Origin of the sequence: Myxococcus sp. CA056, assembly GCF_013336715.1 — a bacterium.
Lineage (GTDB): Bacteria > Myxococcota > Myxococcia > Myxococcales > Myxococcaceae > Myxococcus > Myxococcus llanfairpwllgwyngyllgogerychwyrndrobwllllantysiliogogogochensis.
Genome location: NZ_JABUMT010000001.1, coordinates 741,677 through 759,943, shown reverse-complemented (window position 1 = coordinate 759,943; position 18,267 = coordinate 741,677). Strand labels below are relative to the sequence as shown.

13 protein-coding genes are annotated in these 18,267 nt (G+C 69.5%); 4 read left to right on the top strand and 9 right to left on the bottom strand.

The genetic code is table 11. The annotated features are described in order from the left end of the window. Positions 1 to 30: 30 nt before the first annotated feature. The 3 genes from HUA76_RS03085 (at position 31) to HUA76_RS03075 (ending at position 4,490) form a co-directional block, all read left to right on the top strand. Positions 31 to 522 (top strand): hypothetical protein, encoded by a 492-nt coding sequence (locus HUA76_RS03085; protein ID WP_174457427.1) that lies wholly within the window; start codon positions 31 to 33, stop codon positions 520 to 522. A gap of 746 nt (positions 523 to 1,268) precedes the next feature. Next, the gene (locus HUA76_RS03080; RefSeq protein WP_371745556.1) at positions 1,269 to 3,107 is read left to right on the top strand and encodes a protein kinase; all 1,839 of its coding nucleotides are present in this window, start codon (positions 1,269 to 1,271) and stop codon (positions 3,105 to 3,107) included. 78 nt (positions 3,108 to 3,185) lie between these two features. Further along, positions 3,186 to 4,490 carry an AarF/ABC1/UbiB kinase family protein gene (locus HUA76_RS03075; RefSeq protein ID WP_141641811.1) on the top strand — a complete coding sequence of 435 codons (1,305 nt, stop codon included), beginning with the start codon at positions 3,186 to 3,188 and terminating at the stop codon, positions 4,488 to 4,490. Positions 4,491 to 4,500: 10 nt separating this feature from the next. Here HUA76_RS03075 and HUA76_RS03070 read toward each other — a convergent pair whose 3' ends face one another. Continuing rightward, a complete protein-coding gene (locus HUA76_RS03070; protein WP_141641810.1) occupies positions 4,501 to 4,905 on the bottom strand; it encodes a response regulator in 405 nt (134 codons plus the stop codon). 213 nt (positions 4,906 to 5,118) lie between these two features. Beyond that, on the bottom strand, positions 5,119 to 6,339 hold the full coding sequence (locus HUA76_RS03065) for a sensor histidine kinase (protein WP_141641809.1): 1,221 nt from the start codon (positions 6,337 to 6,339) through the stop codon (positions 5,119 to 5,121). 312 nt (positions 6,340 to 6,651) lie between these two features. On the opposite strand from HUA76_RS03065, the gene HUA76_RS03060 reads away from it, so the two are divergent. Next, positions 6,652 to 7,353: a response regulator transcription factor gene (locus HUA76_RS03060; RefSeq protein ID WP_217439206.1), complete on the top strand. Its 702-nt coding sequence runs from the start codon at positions 6,652 to 6,654 to the stop codon at positions 7,351 to 7,353. 193 nt (positions 7,354 to 7,546) lie between these two features. On the opposite strand, the gene HUA76_RS03055 is transcribed toward HUA76_RS03060, so the two are convergent. From HUA76_RS03055 to HUA76_RS03025, 7 genes are all read right to left on the bottom strand, one after another. Further along, positions 7,547 to 8,590, bottom strand: a complete 1,044-nt coding sequence (locus HUA76_RS03055; RefSeq protein ID WP_371817330.1) for a methyltransferase — start codon at positions 8,588 to 8,590, stop codon at positions 7,547 to 7,549. Next, positions 8,587 to 9,474 (bottom strand): tryptophan 2,3-dioxygenase family protein, encoded by an 888-nt coding sequence (locus HUA76_RS03050; RefSeq protein ID WP_174457424.1) that lies wholly within the window; start codon positions 9,472 to 9,474, stop codon positions 8,587 to 8,589. The genes HUA76_RS03055 and HUA76_RS03050 overlap by 4 nt, the downstream gene beginning before the upstream one ends. A gap of 155 nt (positions 9,475 to 9,629) precedes the next feature. Continuing rightward, on the bottom strand, positions 9,630 to 10,025 hold the full coding sequence (locus tag HUA76_RS03045) for a response regulator (RefSeq protein WP_141641807.1): 396 nt from the start codon (positions 10,023 to 10,025) through the stop codon (positions 9,630 to 9,632). Beyond that, a complete protein-coding gene (locus HUA76_RS03040) occupies positions 10,018 to 12,963 on the bottom strand; it encodes a response regulator (RefSeq protein ID WP_141641806.1) in 2,946 nt (981 codons plus the stop codon). Before HUA76_RS03040 ends, HUA76_RS03045 begins: the two co-directional genes overlap by 8 nt. 3 nt (positions 12,964 to 12,966) lie before the next feature. Next, positions 12,967 to 14,130: an FIST signal transduction protein gene (locus HUA76_RS03035; protein ID WP_174459949.1), complete on the bottom strand. Its 1,164-nt coding sequence runs from the start codon at positions 14,128 to 14,130 to the stop codon at positions 12,967 to 12,969. A 28-nt stretch (positions 14,131 to 14,158) separates the two neighbouring features. Beyond that, positions 14,159 to 16,015 carry a cytochrome C gene (locus HUA76_RS03030; protein WP_141641804.1) on the bottom strand — a complete coding sequence of 619 codons (1,857 nt, stop codon included), beginning with the start codon at positions 16,013 to 16,015 and terminating at the stop codon, positions 14,159 to 14,161. Positions 16,016 to 16,278: 263 nt separating this feature from the next. Then, entirely contained in the window at positions 16,279 to 18,129 is a 1,851-nt protein-coding gene (locus HUA76_RS03025) for an ATP-binding protein (RefSeq protein WP_174459948.1), read from the bottom strand. Positions 18,130 to 18,267: the final 138 nt, after the last annotated feature.

The window sequence follows — 18,267 nt, the reverse complement described above, 5'->3', positions numbered from 1 at the left end:
CACCCGTACACCCGGAACCGGAGAACGTTCATGCGAAGTCTGGATTTCATTGCGAAGCCCGCCCTGGCGGTGGCCCTGTGCACGCTGCTGGTGAGCGGGTGTGGTGGCTCGCCCCAGCCCGAAGGGGACTCCCTTCCGGGAGATCCTCAAACGGGTGGACTGGAAGGCGCGCCGGGTTCGAAGGGAAGCGGGGACACCGGTGACGGAAACGAGGGCGGCTCGGGTGGCGTGTTCAATCCGGCCAAAATCGACATCTGCCACATTCCTCCGGGCAACCCGGACAACGCGCACACGATTTCCGTGGGCGCACCGGCGTTGAAGGCCCATCTCAAGCACGGCGACACGTTGGGCGCATGTGACAGTGAGCCGGACGCGGGCACGGGTGAGCCGGACGCGGGCACGGGCGAGCCGGACGCGGGTTCCGAGTGTGTATCCGAGGAGGGCGCCTGTGGCACGGGCGCCACGTGCTGTGAAGGCCTGACCTGCTCCGAGTCGGGCTACTGCGAGCCCATGATCGGCTGAGGTCGCTTCAGGAGGCCGTCCCGCTCATCCTGGAGTGGGACGGCCCTCCCACCATGATGCCAGGGGCCCGAGCGCGTGGCCCCGCGCGGGTCGCCCTCGCGAAGCAGCAGACTCCCGGTCGAGGCCCTCCCGCGGTGCCCACGAGGCTCCGCTCGGAGGCGCTTCCCGTTTCAGCCCAGGCCGTCACCCGCGCGTGCGCGCCGCGCACGGTTCCTCGCGTCGCGAGCCCCGGGCTCATGTCGGCGTGAGCGCCCCGCGTGGCGACCTGTAGCGGCGCGTTCCGGACGCCCGTGCACTCCCGTCACATCTTTCGACTCAAGGAACCCCACCCCATGCGTCTTCACGAGGGGGATGGGGCGCGGACTCCGGAAAGGCATGGAACGTCTTCCGGAAAACATGAGAGTGCGACAGAGAGAAATGGATTCCCCGCATCCAGGCCTCCGAAAGCGAGGCAGGCGGTAATGTTTTCAACCGAATGGCTGTAGTTTCTGCGGAGAGAGAGGGGGACAATTTCAGTCAGACGGGAGGTCTTCTCCCGCCACTGTCCGGAACCCGAAGTCCATCCAGCCTTTCCGCATGAAGATTGAGCGCCAGCACGGTTGAATCGTGGGTGGCACATGGCTCGCAGAGACACCGCGCAATAGACCCCTGTCCCAGTCGTCCCCATCCCGCTCCCCGTGTTCCTCCAGAACGCCACCTGCTCTTGCGTGCCTTCGCACTCCGACCCAAGCGAGTGCCCGACCTGGGTGCGCCCGCATCGGAACACGCCCGCGGAGGGCAACACGATGCTGTACGCGGGGACGCCGCCGCCGATGCTGGTGGAGCCCACGCCGGTGCCCGCCACGCCCACCAACTCGCTGGTGGGGCAGCAGTTGGGACACTTCAAGCTGCTGAAGGAGCTGGGCCGGGGTGGCATGGGCACGGTGATGCTGGCCGAGCACGCCCTCATCCAGAAGCGCGTCGCCATCAAGGTGCTGCACGCGCACCTGGCGCAGGACCCGGACCTCGTCGCCCGCTTCTTGTCGGAGGCGCGCACGCTGACGGTGGTGCAGCACGAGAACGTCGTCGCGCTCTACGATTTGGACGTGCGCGACGGGCGCCCCTACCTCGTCATGGAGTACCTGGAGGGGCAGAGCCTGGCGGCCTTCGCGAAGGGGCCGCTTTCGCCGTCGGTGGTGGTGGATCTTCTCTCGCAGGTGTGTGACGCGCTGGGCGCCGCGCATGCGCACGGCATCGTCCATCGCGACTTGAAGCCGGCCAACGTCTTCCTGGTGCCGGGCCTGCTGGGCCGCCAGCGCGTGAAGCTGTTGGACTTCGGCATCGCCAAGCTGCTGTCGCGTCCGGCGGGCCTGCACACCACGGAAGTGGGAGTGCTCCTGGGGACGCCGGAGTTCATGGCCCCCGAGCAGTGCGGCGACGACGTGGTGGACGCGCGCACGGACATCTACGCGGTGGGAGTGCTGGGCTACTTCCTGCTCACCGGGCGCGTGCCCTTCGCGGGCCGCACGGCGGCGGAGGTGCTCATCGGTCACCTCCAGAAGCAGCCGGTGCCGCCGCACGAGGTGCAGCCCGGCGTGCCGCCCTCGTTGTCGCGCGTGCTGCTCCGCGCGCTGGCCAAGCGTCCCGCGGACCGTTTCGCCCAGGCCTCGGACCTGCGCGCGGCGCTGGCCACCGCGCTCGCGCCCGAGCCCGAGCCCGTGACTCCCGGCTTCACCGCGCGGGTGCGCATGGCGGGCACGCCGCACTCGCAAGAGCTGCGCTGTGAATGGGTGGGCCGCGCCGGCCTCTTCCTCCACACCACCGCGTCGCCGCCGCCGCTCCTGTCCGACGTGGGCCTCCTCTTGCGACTGCCGGGTGGTGAGCTGGCCTGCACGGGGCAGGTGGTGCGCCACGTGACGGAGGAGCAGGCGCGAGGGTGGCGCATGACGCCGGGCTTCGGCGTCCAGCTGCGCGACACGTCGCCCGCCTTCCAGGAAGCGCTGACCCGGCTGAAGTCCGGCGTGCGGTTGGAGCCACCCACGCCCCCGCCGTCCCCCATGCAGGAGGACGCGGTGGCGGAGCGGGTGCTCCAGGGCTTCAGGGCCCGCCTGGCGGGTGACCACTACTCGGTGCTGGAGGTGCCTCGCGACGCCACCCCGGAGACGCTGCGGGCCGCGACCCAACGCGCTCGTACGGCGCTGGAGCCACTCAAGAGCCGCAACCTGTCGCTGGGCCAGCGTGCCCAGCTGGAGCGGGTGAACGAGCGGGTGACGTCCGCGCTGCACGTGCTGGGTCACGTGGAGCGGCGGGCCGAATACGACGCCAGACTGGGCAACGTGGAAGGGGTGGAGCGCTGCCTCTCCGCGGGCCTCACCGTCACCGCGCTGGAGAACTGCCGCCGCCGCTTCCTCGCGGAGAACCCCGGGCGGGATGGCCGCGCGGCGGTGCAGAGGCTGTCCGGGGACGCGCTGTCGTCGGTGGGGCGGCTCCAGGAAGCGCTCGCCGCCTACGAGCAGGCGGTGCGGATGGACCCGTTGGATTTGGAGGGCCTCAAGCGCTGGCGCTCGCTGCGGGCCCGGCTGCGCAACACGCCCACACCGCGATAGGCGGGCGGCCGGGCGCGTGCAACGCGGAAGCGGTGTCTTGCGTCTGGGGGGGGGCTCCTCGTTAATCCAGGGGTACCCATGGCCTCCGACTCCGACGACTCGCTTCCTCCCCAGGGCCGCTTCACCCGGCTGCGCAAGTTGGCGGGCCTCTCCATGCAGGTGGGCACCGACGTGCTCATGAGCAGCGCGAAGCGCCTGGCTGGCGGCACGCCGGAATTGCTCAGCAAGAGCTCCGCGGAGAAGCTCGTCGCCACTCTGGGAGAGCTGAAGGGCGCGGCCATGAAGCTGGGCCAGGCCATCTCCATGGACCCGGACCTGCTCACCCCGGAGGTGCGGCAGGTGCTGGCGCGGCTGCAGAACCAGGCGCCCGCCATGTCCTACGACATGGTGACGCGCGTGGTGCGCCAGGAGCTGGGCGCGGCCCCCGAGGACGCCTTCCGCGAGTTCAGCCGGGAGCCCCTGGCCGCCGCGTCGCTGGGACAGGTGCACCGCGCGGTGCTGGAGGACGGCCGCGTCGTCGCCGTGAAGGTGCAGTACCCGGGCATCGCCGAGTCGCTCACGCACGACATGGAGAACCTGGGCCTCGTCGTGAAGACGGTCTCCAAGGCGTCGCGGTTGATGGACGGCTCGGCCTACTTCAACGAGTTCCGCGACGAGCTGCTGCTGGAGCTGGACTACCGCCGCGAGGCGTCGCTGGCGGAGGGCTTCGCGCGCGGCGTGGCGGAGCTGAAGGACCTGTATGTCCCCCAGGTCATCGCCAGCCACAGCGCCGAGCGCGTGCTGACGCTGGAGTTGTTGGAGGGGCCCACCCTCAAGGACTGGGTGACGACGGTCGACTCCAACGACGAGCGCTTCCGCGTGTCGCGGCAGCTCATCCGCGCGACGTACGGGCCCTTCTTCGGCTCGGGCGAAATCCACGCGGACCCGCACCCGGGCAACTTCATGGTGATGCCGGACGGGCGGCTGGGGCTGTTGGACTTCGGCTCCATCAAGCGCTTCAGCCCGCGCTTCGTGGACGCCAACCGGCGCATGTTCCTGCAGTCCATGCGGCTGGAGCCCATGGACATCCTGCGGCTGAGCCAGGAGGTGGGCTTCACCGTGGAGCTGCCGGGCGAGGAGGCCGCGGACCTCATCCGCGAGGTGCTCCACATCGCCGGCAGGCCCATGCGGCTGACGCCGTACGACTACATGTCCTGCGAAATCACCCGCGACATGCGCAACCACTTCACCCGCAACGCGGCGCGCTTCCTCAAAATCAAGCCGCCGCCGGAAGCGGTGATGTTCTTCCGCTCCACGGGTGGGCTGGCGCAGAACCTGCGGCTCATCGGCGCGCGGGGTGACTTCCGCGGCGTCTTCCTGGAGATGGCGGAGCTGTTGAGCTGAGCGCCGGACGCTACGGGGCCGGCGCGGCCACGACGGCGCGGCCCTTGGCGTAGATGGCGTGGAGCTTCTTCGCCAGCTCCTCGCCCTGGGTGCTCTTGGTGATGTAGCCGTCCGCGCCCGAGGCCAGCGCCAGCGCGCGCAGCTTGGACTCGTCCGAGGCGGAGAAGAGCACGAAGCGCGTCCCCGCCGGCGCCTGTCCCCTCGCCAGCGTCAGCACCTTGTCGCCGGTGAGCGCGGGGATGTTCACGTCCAGCAGCACCAGGTCCGGCAGCGTCGTGCGCACCAGGTTGGACACGCCCAGTGACGAGCGGTGCGTCCGAACATCGAAACCAAACGCGGACAACGAGCGCTCCGCCAGGGTGAGCTGCTCCTGGTCATCATCCACCACCAGCACGCGGATCTTCATCTCCGACATGACGCCTCCCCCTTGAGAGCGCGGATTGGGTGCCGCCGCCCACCGGATATCGCCACCAGGCCGGGTGGCCTACGGATTATCACCTAGGCTCGCGTCCCTGTCGCCACCCTCCTGTCCTCCGGGGGCCCGACTTTCTCGTGCTGGCGGCAGGACGTGCCGGGGTGTCCGGGTGTGTCTCCACCCGCCCCGCTGCCTCATGGACCCGGGCCGTCTTCAGCCGGAGCGGTAGGTGGCGGGGCGCTCCCGGGAGGCCGCCTTCCTCTGGAGGGCGGGCAGGGTGATGGTGAACACGGCACCCCCCTCCGGGCGGTTGGCGGCGGTGAGGGTGCCCTGAGCGCGCGTCACCACGTCATGGGCCATGGACAGGCCCAGGCCCGTGCCGTGCTGGCCCTTGGTGGTGAAGAAGGGCTGGAAGATGGAGAGCAGGTGCTCCTCCGGGATGCCGGTGCCCTCGTCCTCCACGGTGATGATGGAGTGCCCCAGCGCCGGGCGTCCGCGCACGCGCAGGGTGCCGCCCTGGGGCATGGCGTCGCGCGCGTTGCGCAGCAGGTTGAGGAAGACGCAGCGCAGGTCCGCCGCGGAGCTCTCCACCAGCGGCAGCCGGGGCACGTCCACGTCCAACAGCAAGGTCAGCCCCTGCTTCGCGGCCCGGGACTCCAGCTCGTCGCGGGCAATCTCCACCGAGTCGCGCACCACGTCCGCCAGCTGCACGGGCTCCACCGGGGACTCCGGCCGCTGGCGCGCGAAGTCACGCAGGCGCGACAGGCGGGTGGTGGCGTCGGCGACGATGCGCAAGAGCGTGTCCACGTGCGCGGGCGGCGCCGCCGCGGGGGCCGCCTGCTTGAGGTCGCTCATTTGGAGCATCTCCAGCCGGAGCTTCATCGCCACCAGCAGACTGCTCAGGTCATGTGCGATGCCGGAGGCCTGCTCGCTGAGCATGCGCAGGTGCTCGCGCTCGGCCAGCGCGCGGCGCTCGCGTGCCAGCGCCTCCTCCAAGTGAACCTGCTCGGTGACGTCCCGGGCGAGCACCAGCACCACGGGCGCCTCCCGGCTCACCCGACATACCCGCACCTCCATCTGCTGGTGACCTCCCGCGTAGCTGTAGCGCGCGGTGCGGGCCGTCTGTTCCACCCCGAGCGCGCGGGCCTCTGCGGCCACGACGCTGCGCAGGGTGAGCAGTGCGGGCCCTTCCTCCTGCCCGCTGTCCGTCACATGGCGCCAGGGACCTCGCGCCAGTGTCAGGGATTGCCATCGCAGGTTGACCCACAGCACCACGTCCTCTCGGAGCACCGCGAGCGCTCCCGCGACACCTTCCAGGGCCCAGGAGTGTCTGGCGGGCGCCTGGGGCTCGTGCGCGAAGTCAGGGCCGTGTGTCTTCCTCACCTTTTCAGCGATGGCCGAGAGTTCATTCTCAGGCAAAGACGCGGGTGACATGATTTGAGCTGTAACCCAGGCCGTGGACAGCGGCAAGAGCGGGGGACCCACGAGTGCGGACGTTCAGCCCGCACGGGTATGGGTTGTGTGGACTGCGTGTCCAAATCCCGCTGCGCGGAGTCTGGATGTCTGACATACGGATGAAGGTCCGCCATCGATTTCGTCTTGTGAATGGAGGGCCCCAGGAACGATGGAAACTCCTCACCTTGAACGTTCCTTGAACACTCTTTGAACATCCTCTGATGAACACGGCAACTGGTGCGGTGCTCGGCGCGCTGAATCGCGAGAGCACGGACTGCATCTGGAGTGGTGATGACAACAGACATTTCCAACGAGCGAATCCGAGTGGCCCTCCTGGAAGACCAGCAGGTCTTCAGGGAGAGTCTGGTATTGGTACTGGAGAGCGCCGGGATGGACGTGGTGGCGCGCTGCGCGCAGACACCGCCTTTCCTGGCGCGGGTGCGGGAGCAGATGCCGCACGTGGCCGTGCTGGACTTACGCCTGGAGCCGCCGGACCAGGATGGAACGACCACGGGCATGACGGCGCTGCAGTGTCTGCATGACTTCTATCCGACGGTGAAGGCGCTGGTGCTGTCGAGCCACCACGAGCCCGAAGTCGTGGAGCAGTGTCTCCAGGCGGGCGCGGCGGGGTACCTCTGGAAACACAACGTGGGTTGCGCGGAGGTGGTGGAAGCGGTGACACGCGTGGCGCGCGGCGAGCGGCTGATGCCTACGGGATTGTCCTGGGTCCCTTCCGTCCCGGGCTTCATGCCGCAGGAGGAGGTGCCCATGGGGAGCGTGGAGTTGGGGCTCCTGACGCCGCGCGAGCGGGAGGTGCTGGGCTACGTGGCCGCGGGCGCGGACAACCTCAAAATCGCCGCGTGTCTGAGCATCACCGAGCGCACGGTGAAGGCGCACATCACCAGCATCTACAAGAAGCTGGGCTCGGAGAACCGCACGCAGCTGGCGGTGCTCGCATGCCAGCTGGGTGTTCACCGCCCGGCAGGAGTCTGAGTCCCCGGGGCCGGCACTTGCAGGCAATGGGCACGTGCGCGCGGGCGTGTCAGGGTGTGAAGACCCTGGCGCTCCTCCCCCCTCCCCCCAAGCGCACGGGTCGTCGCGAGGAAGGTCCCCAGCGGGCCAGGGCAGAGCAGGACGTGGTGTCTGCCCTGGCCCGTGCTGTCGTCTCCGGGATTGGACGACGACGTCAGGGCTTCACGGCCGTCACCAGCTCGAAGGGCCCGCCGCGCAGCACGTCGACGTGCTGGAAGCCCGCGCCCTCGAGCATCTGGACGTAGAGCTCCACCTCGCGCAGCCGGCTGACGCACGAGTCCACGCCGATGAGGAAGTACGTCCAGAAGAACTGCGCGGCCAGCCGCTCGGGCGTGCGGAACTCCTCGCAGATGACGACGCGTCCCCCGGAGGGAAGCGCCTCCCACGCGGCCTTCAGCAGCGCCTGCGCTGTCTGCGCGGACCAGTCGTGCAGCACGCGGACGAACGTCATCACGTCGTAGCCGGAGGGCAGGGGCTCCGTGAGGAAGTCTCCGCCCACGAAGCCCAGCTGGGACGCGGTCAGGCCGAAGCGCTCGCGCGTGCGCTCCACCAGCGCCTGGGTGGCCGGCAGGTTGTAGACGTCCACGCGCGCGGCGGGGTGCTCGCGCGTCATCAACGCCGCGAGGCTGCCGTCACCGCCGCCCACGTCGAGCACGCGCACGCCGTCCTTCCACAGCCTCGGCGCGTGCAGGCGCAGCGACTCCAGGATGGGAGGCAGCCCCGCGGCCATGCTCGTCTCGAAGCCCTCCAACTGCTCCGGCGTGCGCAGGGGCCAGTCGAAGTCGTCGGGGGAGATGGAGTGCTGACCGCGCAGCACCTCGGGCAGCCGCCCGTGCAGCGTGTGCCACGCGAACTTCTCGCGGTCCTTCTCCCGACCCTGCGGCCCCACCACGGCGACGGCCGCCTCGCGCAGCCCCGGCACCGCGTGGTAGCGCGCCGACGCGAGCGCGTCCGTGTCCTGCTCGCGCGTCACCAGTCCCAGGCTCTCCAGGCAGTCCAGCAGCTTGTAGAGCCGGCCCGGCAAAAGGCCGTGCCTCGCGGAAAGCTCCGCCAGCGAGACGGGGGCGGGCCCCTCCAGCGAGTCGAGCAGACCCAGCTGGAGCGACGCCTCCACCACGTCCACCGCCTTCGCGCCGTTGTAGAGCAGGTGCAAGAGCGCGCGCGGAGAGTCCGCCACCGTGCGCGGCTTCGACGTCACGATTCGCCCCGGGGCGGAGGGAAGCCCGCGTGGTGTACCGGACACACGGCGCTGGCCGGAGGCGCGGCGTAGGCGTCCAGCGCGCCTTCCATGCAGCCCTCGCGACGAGCGCCTGGCGCATGGCCTCCCTCGCGCCGCCACCCGGACGTCAGCTCCACGCGCACGTCCCAGAGCTGACGGAACAGGGGCAGCGTCATGCGCCCCGCCAGCACCTGCGTGGGCAGGCCATCCAGCGCCTTCACCGCGCGGTCCACGCCGATGGTGCGCCGCACCAGCTGGAAGTGCGCGTGCAACCAGCCCTGGAAGGCCTCGTCCACGTCCACCAGTTGCTCGCACAGCCGCTTCAGGTCGTCCGGTCCGCCCTGGTACACGGCCAGCAACGTCCGGGCGCGTCGCGCGAGGAGCCGCTCCAACGCCTGCTCCAGCCCCTCCGCCGCCTTGCGCAGCATGTTGTAGCCGGGAGACTCCTGCCCGCTGCCATTGCCCAGGCTGCGACGGATGACCTGATAGGTATCCGGCGTCATCGTCTCCAGCACGGCCAGCTCCGACTTCAGGCCCTGGACGATGCGCGACACCCGCTCCAGCCTCGCGGACGCCGCCCACAACGCGTCGCGGTCCAGCTCCGCCACCACCTCCACCACCTCGCGCGAAGCCAGCTTCAGCCACAGCTCCTGCGCCTGGTGCACCACCTGGAACATCAGCTCGTCATGCGAGACGCGCTGCTCCTCCGGCGCCTGCAACGCCAGGAGCTGCGGTGTCTTGAGGTACACCTCGTAGTCCAGCTCTCCGCGGCCGACCCACTTCTTCAGCATCGGGTTGAAGAGAGGCTCATCCAGTTCCTGCCGCAACTTTTCCGCATAACTGTAACCATGTGGCGTGTGCATGGTGCCCTCCGAAGGGAGAGGTGGGCATTCAGAGGTGGGAGCGCGAAGGAGACGTGCCCGACTTGGGACAGCGGACGTGGCTCGCTACGACGGTGGGTACGGCGGGTGTCGCGCCCCGGGCCGTTGGGTGGCCCGGAGCACGGAAGGACAACGGCTCAGGTGGCCGGTGGCGGACGCGGCTTGAGGCGGAAGGTGCGCAGCCGGTTGGCCAGCTCCTCGCCCTGGACGCTCTTGGAGATGTAGCCGTCCGCGCCGGAGGCCAGCGCGAGCGAGCGCAGCTTCGACTCGTCCGAGGCCGAGTAGAGGATGAACTTCGTCTTCGCGGACGCGTACTGGCGCGCGAGGTTGACGACCTTGTCGCCCTTGAGGGCGGGGAAGTTGACGTCGATGAGGACGAAGTCTGGTTCGGAGGCGCTCACCAGATTCGACACGCCCAGCGCCGAGGTGTGGGTCAGCACCTCGAACCCATAGGAGCTCAGCGAGCGCTGGACGAGGTCGAGCAGGTCCGGGTCATCGTCCACCACCAGGACGCGTGCTTTTTCTTCAGCCATGGCTTCTCCCTAGATGCTTGCGGATCATCTCGAGCAACTGGTCACGATCAAGGGGCTTGGTGAGGTACGCGGTGCAGCCCGCCGCGTGTGCCTTGTCCTGATATTCCCGCCCCGCGTGAGCCGTCACCGCGATGACCGGCACGTTGGCCACGGAGGGTACCGCACGCAAGCGACGTGTTGCCTCCCAACCATCCAGTCGTGGCAGGGAAAGGTCCATCAGGATGAGGTCCGGATTGTCGCGCGTCGCGCGCTCCAGGCCGTGCTCTCCGTCCTCAGCCTCGATGACCTCGAACAGTCCGCCCAGGTAGCGGCGGACGATGTCTCGATTCTGGGCACTGTCTTCTACATACAGGATGCGAGGCAGCCTGCCGGCGCTGGCGGCACGCTGGGACAACAGCAGGCCCTTGGCCTGGGCGATGACGTCCTCCAGCGCATGGCCGCCCTTCTTCACGAAGCCCGCGAAGCCGTCGCGCAAGAGCGACTCCTCCTCGTGGGTGAGCGACTTTCCGGTGAGCACGACGACGGGCACCTGGAGCTTCTCCGCGCGCAGCCGGCGCAGCACCTCGAAGCCATCCAGGTTGGGCATCATCAAATCCAGCACGACGAGCGACGGCGGTGAGACGCGCGCCTTGAGCAGCGCGTCCTCGCCGTTGCGAGCCTCGGCGGTGGAGAAGCCGGCGCGGCGCAGGTTGCGGCTGACCAGCTCGCGCGTGGCGGAGTCGTCGTCCACCACCAGCACCTCGCCCACGCCAGCGGACGTCCCCGACGGCTGGCCCAGGCAGCGCTGCACCACTTCGACCAGGCGCTCGGGCTCCACCGGCTTGACCAGGTACTCGCACGCGCCCAGCGAGAAGCCTCGGGCGCGCTGCTCCTCCACGGAGATGAGGATGACGGGGATGCTGGCCAGCGCCTGGTCACCCTTGAGCTGGCTGAGCACGGACCAGCCGTCCAGCTTGGGCAGGTGGATGTCCAGCAGGATGGCCTGGGGCTTGAGCTCCCGGGCGCGCTTGAGCGCGGCGATGCCGTCCTCGGCCACCACGACCTTGAAGCCCGCGGGCTCCAACTGGCCGGTGACGAGCTGCTGGATGAGCGGATCATCATCCACCACCAGCACGGTGCTGCCGGGCTGCGCCAGCGCGCCCACGTGCTGGGCGACCTCCGCCACGGGCACGCCGCGCTCGTGGGCCACCTGAGGCGCGCTGGTCGGCCGGTTCGCCGTGTTGGGCAGGCGCACGGTGAAGGTGGTGCCCCGGCCCAGCGTGGACACCACGTTGACGGTGCCACCGAGCACCCGCGACAGCTCGCGCACAATCGCCAGGCCCAGGCCCGTGCCGCCGACCTTGCGGGTGGTGGAGCCGTCCACCTGGCGGAACTTCTCGAAGATGAAGGGCAGCTGGTCCGCGGGGATGCCGACGCCGGTGTCCTCCACCGTCATCACGACTTCGTCGCCGGACGGCACCAGGCTCAGCGCGACCTCGCCCGTGTCGGTGAACTTGGCGGCGTTGCTCAAGAGGTTGAGCATGATCTGCCGCAGCTTCAGCGCATCGGTGCGCAGCATGCTCGCCTGGCCGTCGATGTGCGTCGTCAGGGCCACGTCCTTGCCCTTGAGGTACTCCTTCACCGTGGCCATGCACTCGTCGGCCAGCTCCTGCACGTCCACCGGCTCGGTGACGACATCCACCTTGCCCGCTTCAATCTTGGACAGGTCCAGGATGTCGTTGATGAGCGCGAGCAACGTCTTCGCGTTCGTCTTGACGACGTTCAAGTCGCGGCGGCCATGGGCCGTCAGGCGCGAGCCCTCCTCGCGCATCAAGAGGTCGCAGTAGCCGATGATGCCGTTGAGCGGCGTGCGGATTTCGTGGCTGAAGTTGGCCAGGAACTCGCTCTTGAGGCGGGCGGCGGCCTCGGCCTCGCGGGCGCGCTCCTCCTCGTTGCGCTTGGCCACCGCCAGCTCCTGGGCCAGCCGGTCCAGGTCCTCGTTCTGCTGGCGGATGATCTCCATCTGCAGCGCGCGCTGCTGGTAGGACGCCAGCGAGCGGGCGGACACGGCGCGGGTGCGCTTGATTTCCTCCAGGCTGGCGGCGAGCTGCTTGTTGGCCGCCTCCAGCTCCGCCTTGGACGCGCGCAGCATCTCCTCGTTCTGCTTGCGCTCGGTGATGTCCTCGGTGACGCCCAGCACGTAGCGGGCCTCGCCGCCGCCATCCAGGAGCGGCAGCTTGCGCGTGGCGAAGATGCGGTCCACGCCGCCCGCGCGCGCCACCTCCTCGAAGGAGCGCATCTTCTTGGTGGCGAGGATGTCGGAGTCGATGGCGACGAACGAGTCCGCCTGCTCCTGCGGGAAGTAGTCGTGGTCCAGCTTGCCGAGCAGCCACTCCTTGGTGACGCCGAACGCGTCCGCGAAGGTCTTGTTGGCCACCACCAGCCGGCGCGTCGCCGCGTCCTTCACGAAGAGGACGAAGGGCAGGGCGTCGATGATGTTGCCCAGAATCCAGTTGGTGCGGTGCAGCTCCTCCGCCGTGGCGTCATGGCGGAGCCTGTCCCCGGCCAGGGGAAGCTCGCGGCGCAGCACGGGCGCCATCCGGTTGAAGCGGTCCTCGCTGACGTAGTCGCGAGCGCCCGCGCGGGTGCTGGCCTCCAGCGTGTCGTCGCTCCAGTCGCGCGACAGCACGACGAAGGGCAGCTCGCGCGAGTGCTGGCGCCACAGCGCCTGCGCCTCCGCGAAGCCCAGGCCCGGCACTTCCGAACCACACACGACGAGCGACCAGGAGCGCCCCAGCGCGGCCGTCAGGGCCTCGGTGCTGGTGGCGCGCTCGGTCCGGGCGACGACACCCGCGTGGCCGAGCGCCTCTTCCACGCGCTGGCACTCGCGCTCGCTCGCCACGAGCAGGAGGGTGGCGGTGTCCGTCGGAGGGACGGAGGAGGTGAGGGAGGTGGCCATGGCTCAGTTCGCCCCGAACACCAGCGTCGTCAACGTGGTGTTGATGTGGAACCCCGAGTAGATTTCGAAGTGCACGTTCATCCCAGCGGCGGTGGGTGCGGCCTTCAGGGTCTCCGCGAGTTCGGCCACGGAGTTGGTCGCATGCGCGTACCACATGCGCCCGCCGCAGTGGAACAGCAGAGCGGCCTGGGGGTTGTGTACCCGGCGGGGCATCTCCTCGGTGAAGAAGCTCCGCGTCATTCCCGCCATGTCACCCAGCTTCATCAGCTCCAGCTCGGTGCCCTCCTCCAGCAGGTTGGCGAAGAGGATGGAGCCGTCCTCCTGGGGCCTCCACGCCGCGCGGATGAAGTACTCGCGGCCCACGCGCAGCGCCGTGGGGCGCACCGCGAAGCCCCGGGGCGTGCCGAACTCCAGGTCCCTCACGTCCTCCACGCCCAGGATTTCGGCGTAGCGCTTCGCGGCGGGGTGGCCGTCGATTTCGAGCGCGCGCGTGTGGCTCTCGTCCACCTTGGTGATGGTGAGCTTCTCGCCGGTGGGCACGTACCAGTGCGAGCGCAGCGCGGCCCAGGGCGCGCTGGTGCGGAACAGCGCGACGAGCACCGCGTCGGTGGCGACCTCGCCGTCCACGTGCACCAGCGCGGACTGTTTGGCCGGGTCCCGGTTGTCGTCGCTGGCGCCGCCGCCCACGAGCACCAGCGTCTGGCTGCGCTCCAGGATGCCGAGCAGCAGCTCCTCTTTTTTGTAGCGGAAGCCGTCGTCGATGACGAGGCCGACGTAGCGGCGCGGATCCAGGTCCTGCTGCCGCACGCCCAAATCCTCGCAGGCGCGTCTGATGGCCACCTGTCCCGCGGAAATCGCATCCACGGAGAGCTGGGTGCCCAGGCCCAGGCCGACCTCCAGGTCGCCGGAGAGCGCGGACAACACCACGCTGCCCTCGTGGATGCCGGTGTTGTCCAATTCGCCCGCCGTCGTGGCGCCCACCAGCCGGGTGCCCGACGGCAGCCGCGCGCGCACCGCGCGGTTCAGGGCGTACGGGTCCCTGTCCCGCGAGGCGAACATCGTCACCAGCACGGGCTTGATGGTGCCCAACTGGCTCAACAGGTCCTCCGCGGCGGCTTCGGGCTCCTTCAACGTGGTGCGAGCCGTCTGCATCTTCACTTGTGCCATGAAGGACCTCCGGGGGGACTGGCGGCGGCTAGAGGCCGGCGCGCGGGTGCTCGGTATGACAGGCGCCGGTGCACTGCTGGAAGGACTCTCTGCCTCCCCCGACGTACATGCTCTCGATGGGGCCGAACTTCGCCACGTGGCTGTCCGGGTAGCTCGTGTGGCACGACAGGCACGCGGCCTTGCTGGTGCGCTGGATGCTCTCCTTCGTCAGGTGACAGGAGGAGCACTTCTCCAGGGGCGCGTCGAAGCGGTTGGAGCGCGAGTGGATGAAGTGCGTGCGCACGAAGATGGGGCCTTCCAATTCGAAGCCCAGCGGCGAATGGCACCCGTTGCATGCGGCGCGGTTGTCGTTGCCGTGCAGGACCTCGGACAGCTCTCCGCCCTCGCTGTGGCAGCTGTTGCACGGGCCCGTCGTCAGCGTCGCCTCGGTGCGCTTCTTCGTGCCCACCTGGATTTCGATGGTGCGCGAGCCCGGCACGTCCTCGCCCAGGTACACGCGGCGGCCCTTCACCGTCACCAGGTACGTGCCCGGCGTGGCGTCGGCGGGAATCTTGTACTGCCACGTGTCGGTGTTGGGGCGGTCCCAGAGGCCCTCGCTGGGGAAGAACGCGCCGCGGAAGACGATGTTGGCGAAGGGCAGGATGGCGAACTGGGAGAAGACGCCATCGCGCGCCTCGGTGGCGACCACCTGCTCATCGACCTCCGGGTCCAGGAACGCGTCGATGTCGATGATGGAGCGGATGGGCTGGATGTTCTGTGCGGGGCCGATGATTTGCGTCATCAGCATCCGCTCCCGGTGCTTGCGGCGGTAGTACGTCGTCGTCGCATCGAAGAAGGCCCGATAGTACTGGATGCCCGCCGCGTTTCCGCCGACGGGCGCGACCTCATTGTAGGACGGCAGACTTCCCGAGGGGTGAAGCCGTTTGCCTTCCCCGTCCCGCAGGGTGACCTGGAAGGTGATTTCGGACCCGGGCGCGTAGGTGCCGTCGTGGCGCGGCGGGGTGAGGGCGGCCACGTCGATGCCGAAGCCGTACGCATAGTCCGGGTTCTGCACCTGCTCCACGGGGATGGAGTAGGGGGCGAAGGGACGCAGGCTCCAACGCAGGCGCAGGGAGGTGGTGCCGGAGGTCAGCTTGAGGGTGCGCTGCTTGGCGTGCTCGTAGGCGTTGCGGACCTCGACGAGCGCCTCCTCCTCGAAGCTCCTGGCGCCCGTGCAGTCGTTGGGCGCGCGGCAGTCGGTCGTCGTGTGGATGGCGCGCAGGCGGCGGATGAAGAAGTCGTCGGTGCGGTCCCGGCGCTGGTGCTCGGCGCCGATGTTGAGGAGCACGGGCAGGCCGGTGAGGCGGCCGCGCGAGTCCACCGGCTCCACGGTGAAGAAGCTGGGCACGTCCATCCACGCCGCGCCCCGGTAGAAGCGGCGGCGGGTGAAGCCCGTCGGCCCGCCCAGGAGCACCGGCTCCTCGTCCACCGCGCGCACGCCCGACCAGCCCAGCCCGGCGAAGTCGCTGGTGGTGCGCAGCGTCTTCAAGTCCTTGTGGTCCGCGAGCGCCTGGACGGTGGCGCGGATATCAATCTGGCTGATGAAGAAGGTGCCGCCGGCGCGCACGCGCACCAATTCGCCCTGGCCGTTCTTCACCTCGAGCGCCAGACCCACGGGCTCGGGGGGGCGCGGGCGGCGCGAGTCGTCCCGGCCCGACAGCGCCTGGGCCTCCGACTCCAGCGCGTCCACCGCGACAGCCTCTTGCGAGTCCAGGTCCGGTCCGCCGCAGGCCACCAGCAACCCCGTCACCGCCGCCAGCAGCAACGTCTGGCTGGTCGTGGGGTAACCGAGCGGGCGGTGCGTACACGCCTCGCGCTGGGACCAGGGTGCTCCAAGTCCACCCATGGGTGAATCTCCTCGTACGTGTGGTTTCGGACGCCGCCATTGGCGCCCCGGCCAGTGGACCCTGTAGCCCTTCGTCGGGGGGACGATGTGGGCCGGGTCTCTCCCGTTTCCGGGTTTCCCCGGTTCGAGCCTTTTTAGCCGTACGAAGAATATCTGGATTGAACAGATGCCTTCAACTTCTAGGAAAATAATCCGCTGGGCTCAAACCCAGGAAGGCGTCAAGTGTCGGAATTTTCGCAATTCACTGAAGGAGTTACAGGAGGTCAGGCGCTGACTTGTAGGGGAAGGCAGGACCTGCCCTGGAGCGTCCTGGGAAGTTCAATGGTGAATTCCGCGCCTTCCCCGATTCGGCTCCGAAGGAGGATGGAGCCGCCGTGGGCTTCGACGAGCTGGTGGGCGATGTAGAGGCCCAGGCCGGTGCCGGGGTGGTGATGGCCTTCGCCGTGGACGCGCTCGAAGCGGCGGAAGAGGCGCTGCTGGTCGCCGGGGGCGATGCCGAGGCCCGCGTCCTTCACCGTGACTCGCACATGGGTGGCGTCGCCGTGGACGCTCAGGTCGATGGGCTGGCCGTGGCCGAACTTGAGGGCGTTGCTCAGGAGGTTCGTCACCACGCGGTCCAGGCGCAGCCGGTCCCACTGCCCGGAGGTGTCGTCCTCATGGATGCGCACGGTGAGGGCGCAGCCGGCGGCGGTGGCCTGCTCGGCGTGGCGTTCGGCCACTTCGCGCACCAGGGCGGCCAGGTCCATGTCCTCGCGGTCCAGCGTCATGTGTCCGGCGGACAGGCGCGACAAGTCGAGCAGGTTGTGCAGCAGCCGGCCCATGCGGCGCGCCTCGCTCTCCGCGCCCAAAAGGCCGTCCCGCATGCGGGGCTCGTGCGCGGTGACATCCAGCAGGCGCAGCCGGCGCAGCCTCAGCTGGAGCGAGCTGAGGGGGTTGCCCAGGTCATGCGCGGCCACGCCGATGAGCTCCAGCGCGCCCTGGGTCTCCGCGAGAAGGCGCGCGTTGTCCAGGGCGAGGGCGGCCCGGGCGGCCAGCTCCTCCATGAAGGCCCGGTCCACCTGGCCGTAGCGGCGAGCGCCGGTGGACAAGAGGCACAGCGCGCCCAGCACGCGCGGGCCCACCGCCAACGGCACGGTGAGGGAGGACGTCACGCCCAACACGCGCAAGAGCTCCCCGTGCGCGGTGCTCTCCAGCGCCTGCGGCAGTCGCTCCGCGTCCACCTCTGGCAGCAGCTCCACGCGGCCCGTGCACACCACATGGTGGGGGCCCACCTCGTCGCCGTGCGGGCTGCGCAGGAGCGGCTCCCACATGCGGCTGGCCGCCTGCGCGTCCGCGCACGCCACGGCCTGGGGACGCACCTGGCCGTCCGCGGAGGGCAGGAAGAGGATGCACGCGTCGGCGACCTCGGGCACGCACAGTCGCGTGAGGGCCTCGCCCACTTCACGGGCGCCAGAGAGGGGTTGGAGGACGCGGCCCGCCTCGGCGAAGAGGGCCTGGGCGCGCTCCATGCGCCGGCGCTCGGTGATGTCGCGCGTCACCTCGGCGAAGCCCCGCAGGTGGCCGCGCGAGTCCCAGAGCGCGGTGAGCAGCGTCTCCGCCCAGAAGCGCGAGCCGTCGCGGCGCACGCGCCAGCCCTCGGACAACAGGCGCCCCTCGCGCGCGGCGCGCTCCAGGTGGGCCTGATGCACGCCCGCGGCGACCGCGTCCTCGGGGTGCAGGGGCTCCAGCGTGCCGCCGGTGACGTCCATCTCCGCCCAGCCGGTGAGGCGCTCGGCGCCGGCGTTCCACGCGGTGACGCGGCCGTTGGGGTCCAGGAAGCACAGCGCGTAGTCGGTCACCGCCTCCATCAACAGCCGCAGGCGCTGCTCGCTGTGCTCGTGCCGGGCGTGCAGCGGCGCGAGCGCGTGGTGCAGCACGAAGCCCAGCGCGCCCACGCCGGCAAGGCCCACGCAGCCGGCCAGCAGCGCCTGTCGCAGCGCGACGTGCGTGGTCTCCGTATGTGTGAGCAGTCCGTGCACCGCGGACAGGAGTGTCACGAGGAGCAGCAGACCGGCGAGCATGCAGGCGGACACACCCGCCCCGACTCGCTGAGCGAACGTCCAACGTCGCATCATGTGGCACTCCCCCCCATCCCTAGCGGGAACCCGCATCAGGAAGGCGACGTCCAGCATCCCTGATGTGAGGGAGCGGGAACATTGCCCGGTTGGACAAAGTCTGAGTCGCCCCAGGGCGCTTCGTGACTCTCCCAGGGT

Excerpts from the sequence above, each read along its gene's own strand:
- HUA76_RS03035 (WP_174459949.1), bottom strand. The coding sequence starts at position 14,130 with ATGGCACAAGTGAAGATGCAGACGGCTCGCACCACGTTGAAGGAGCCC.
- HUA76_RS03085 (WP_174457427.1), top strand. The coding sequence starts at position 31 with ATGCGAAGTCTGGATTTCATTGCGAAGCCCGCCCTGGCGGTGGCCCTG.
- HUA76_RS03070 (WP_141641810.1), bottom strand. The coding sequence starts at position 4,905 with ATGTCGGAGATGAAGATCCGCGTGCTGGTGGTGGATGATGACCAGGAG.
- HUA76_RS03050 (WP_174457424.1), bottom strand. The coding sequence starts at position 9,474 with ATGCACACGCCACATGGTTACAGTTATGCGGAAAAGTTGCGGCAGGAA.
- HUA76_RS03060 (WP_217439206.1), top strand. The coding sequence starts at position 6,652 with ATGACAACAGACATTTCCAACGAGCGAATCCGAGTGGCCCTCCTGGAA.
- HUA76_RS03075 (WP_141641811.1), top strand. The coding sequence starts at position 3,186 with ATGGCCTCCGACTCCGACGACTCGCTTCCTCCCCAGGGCCGCTTCACC.
- HUA76_RS03065 (WP_141641809.1), bottom strand. The coding sequence starts at position 6,339 with ATGTCACCCGCGTCTTTGCCTGAGAATGAACTCTCGGCCATCGCTGAA.
- HUA76_RS03030 (WP_141641804.1), bottom strand. The coding sequence starts at position 16,015 with ATGGGTGGACTTGGAGCACCCTGGTCCCAGCGCGAGGCGTGTACGCAC.
- HUA76_RS03025 (WP_174459948.1), bottom strand. The coding sequence starts at position 18,129 with ATGATGCGACGTTGGACGTTCGCTCAGCGAGTCGGGGCGGGTGTGTCC.
- HUA76_RS03045 (WP_141641807.1), bottom strand. The coding sequence starts at position 10,025 with ATGGCTGAAGAAAAAGCACGCGTCCTGGTGGTGGACGATGACCCGGAC.
- HUA76_RS03040 (WP_141641806.1), bottom strand. The coding sequence starts at position 12,963 with ATGGCCACCTCCCTCACCTCCTCCGTCCCTCCGACGGACACCGCCACC.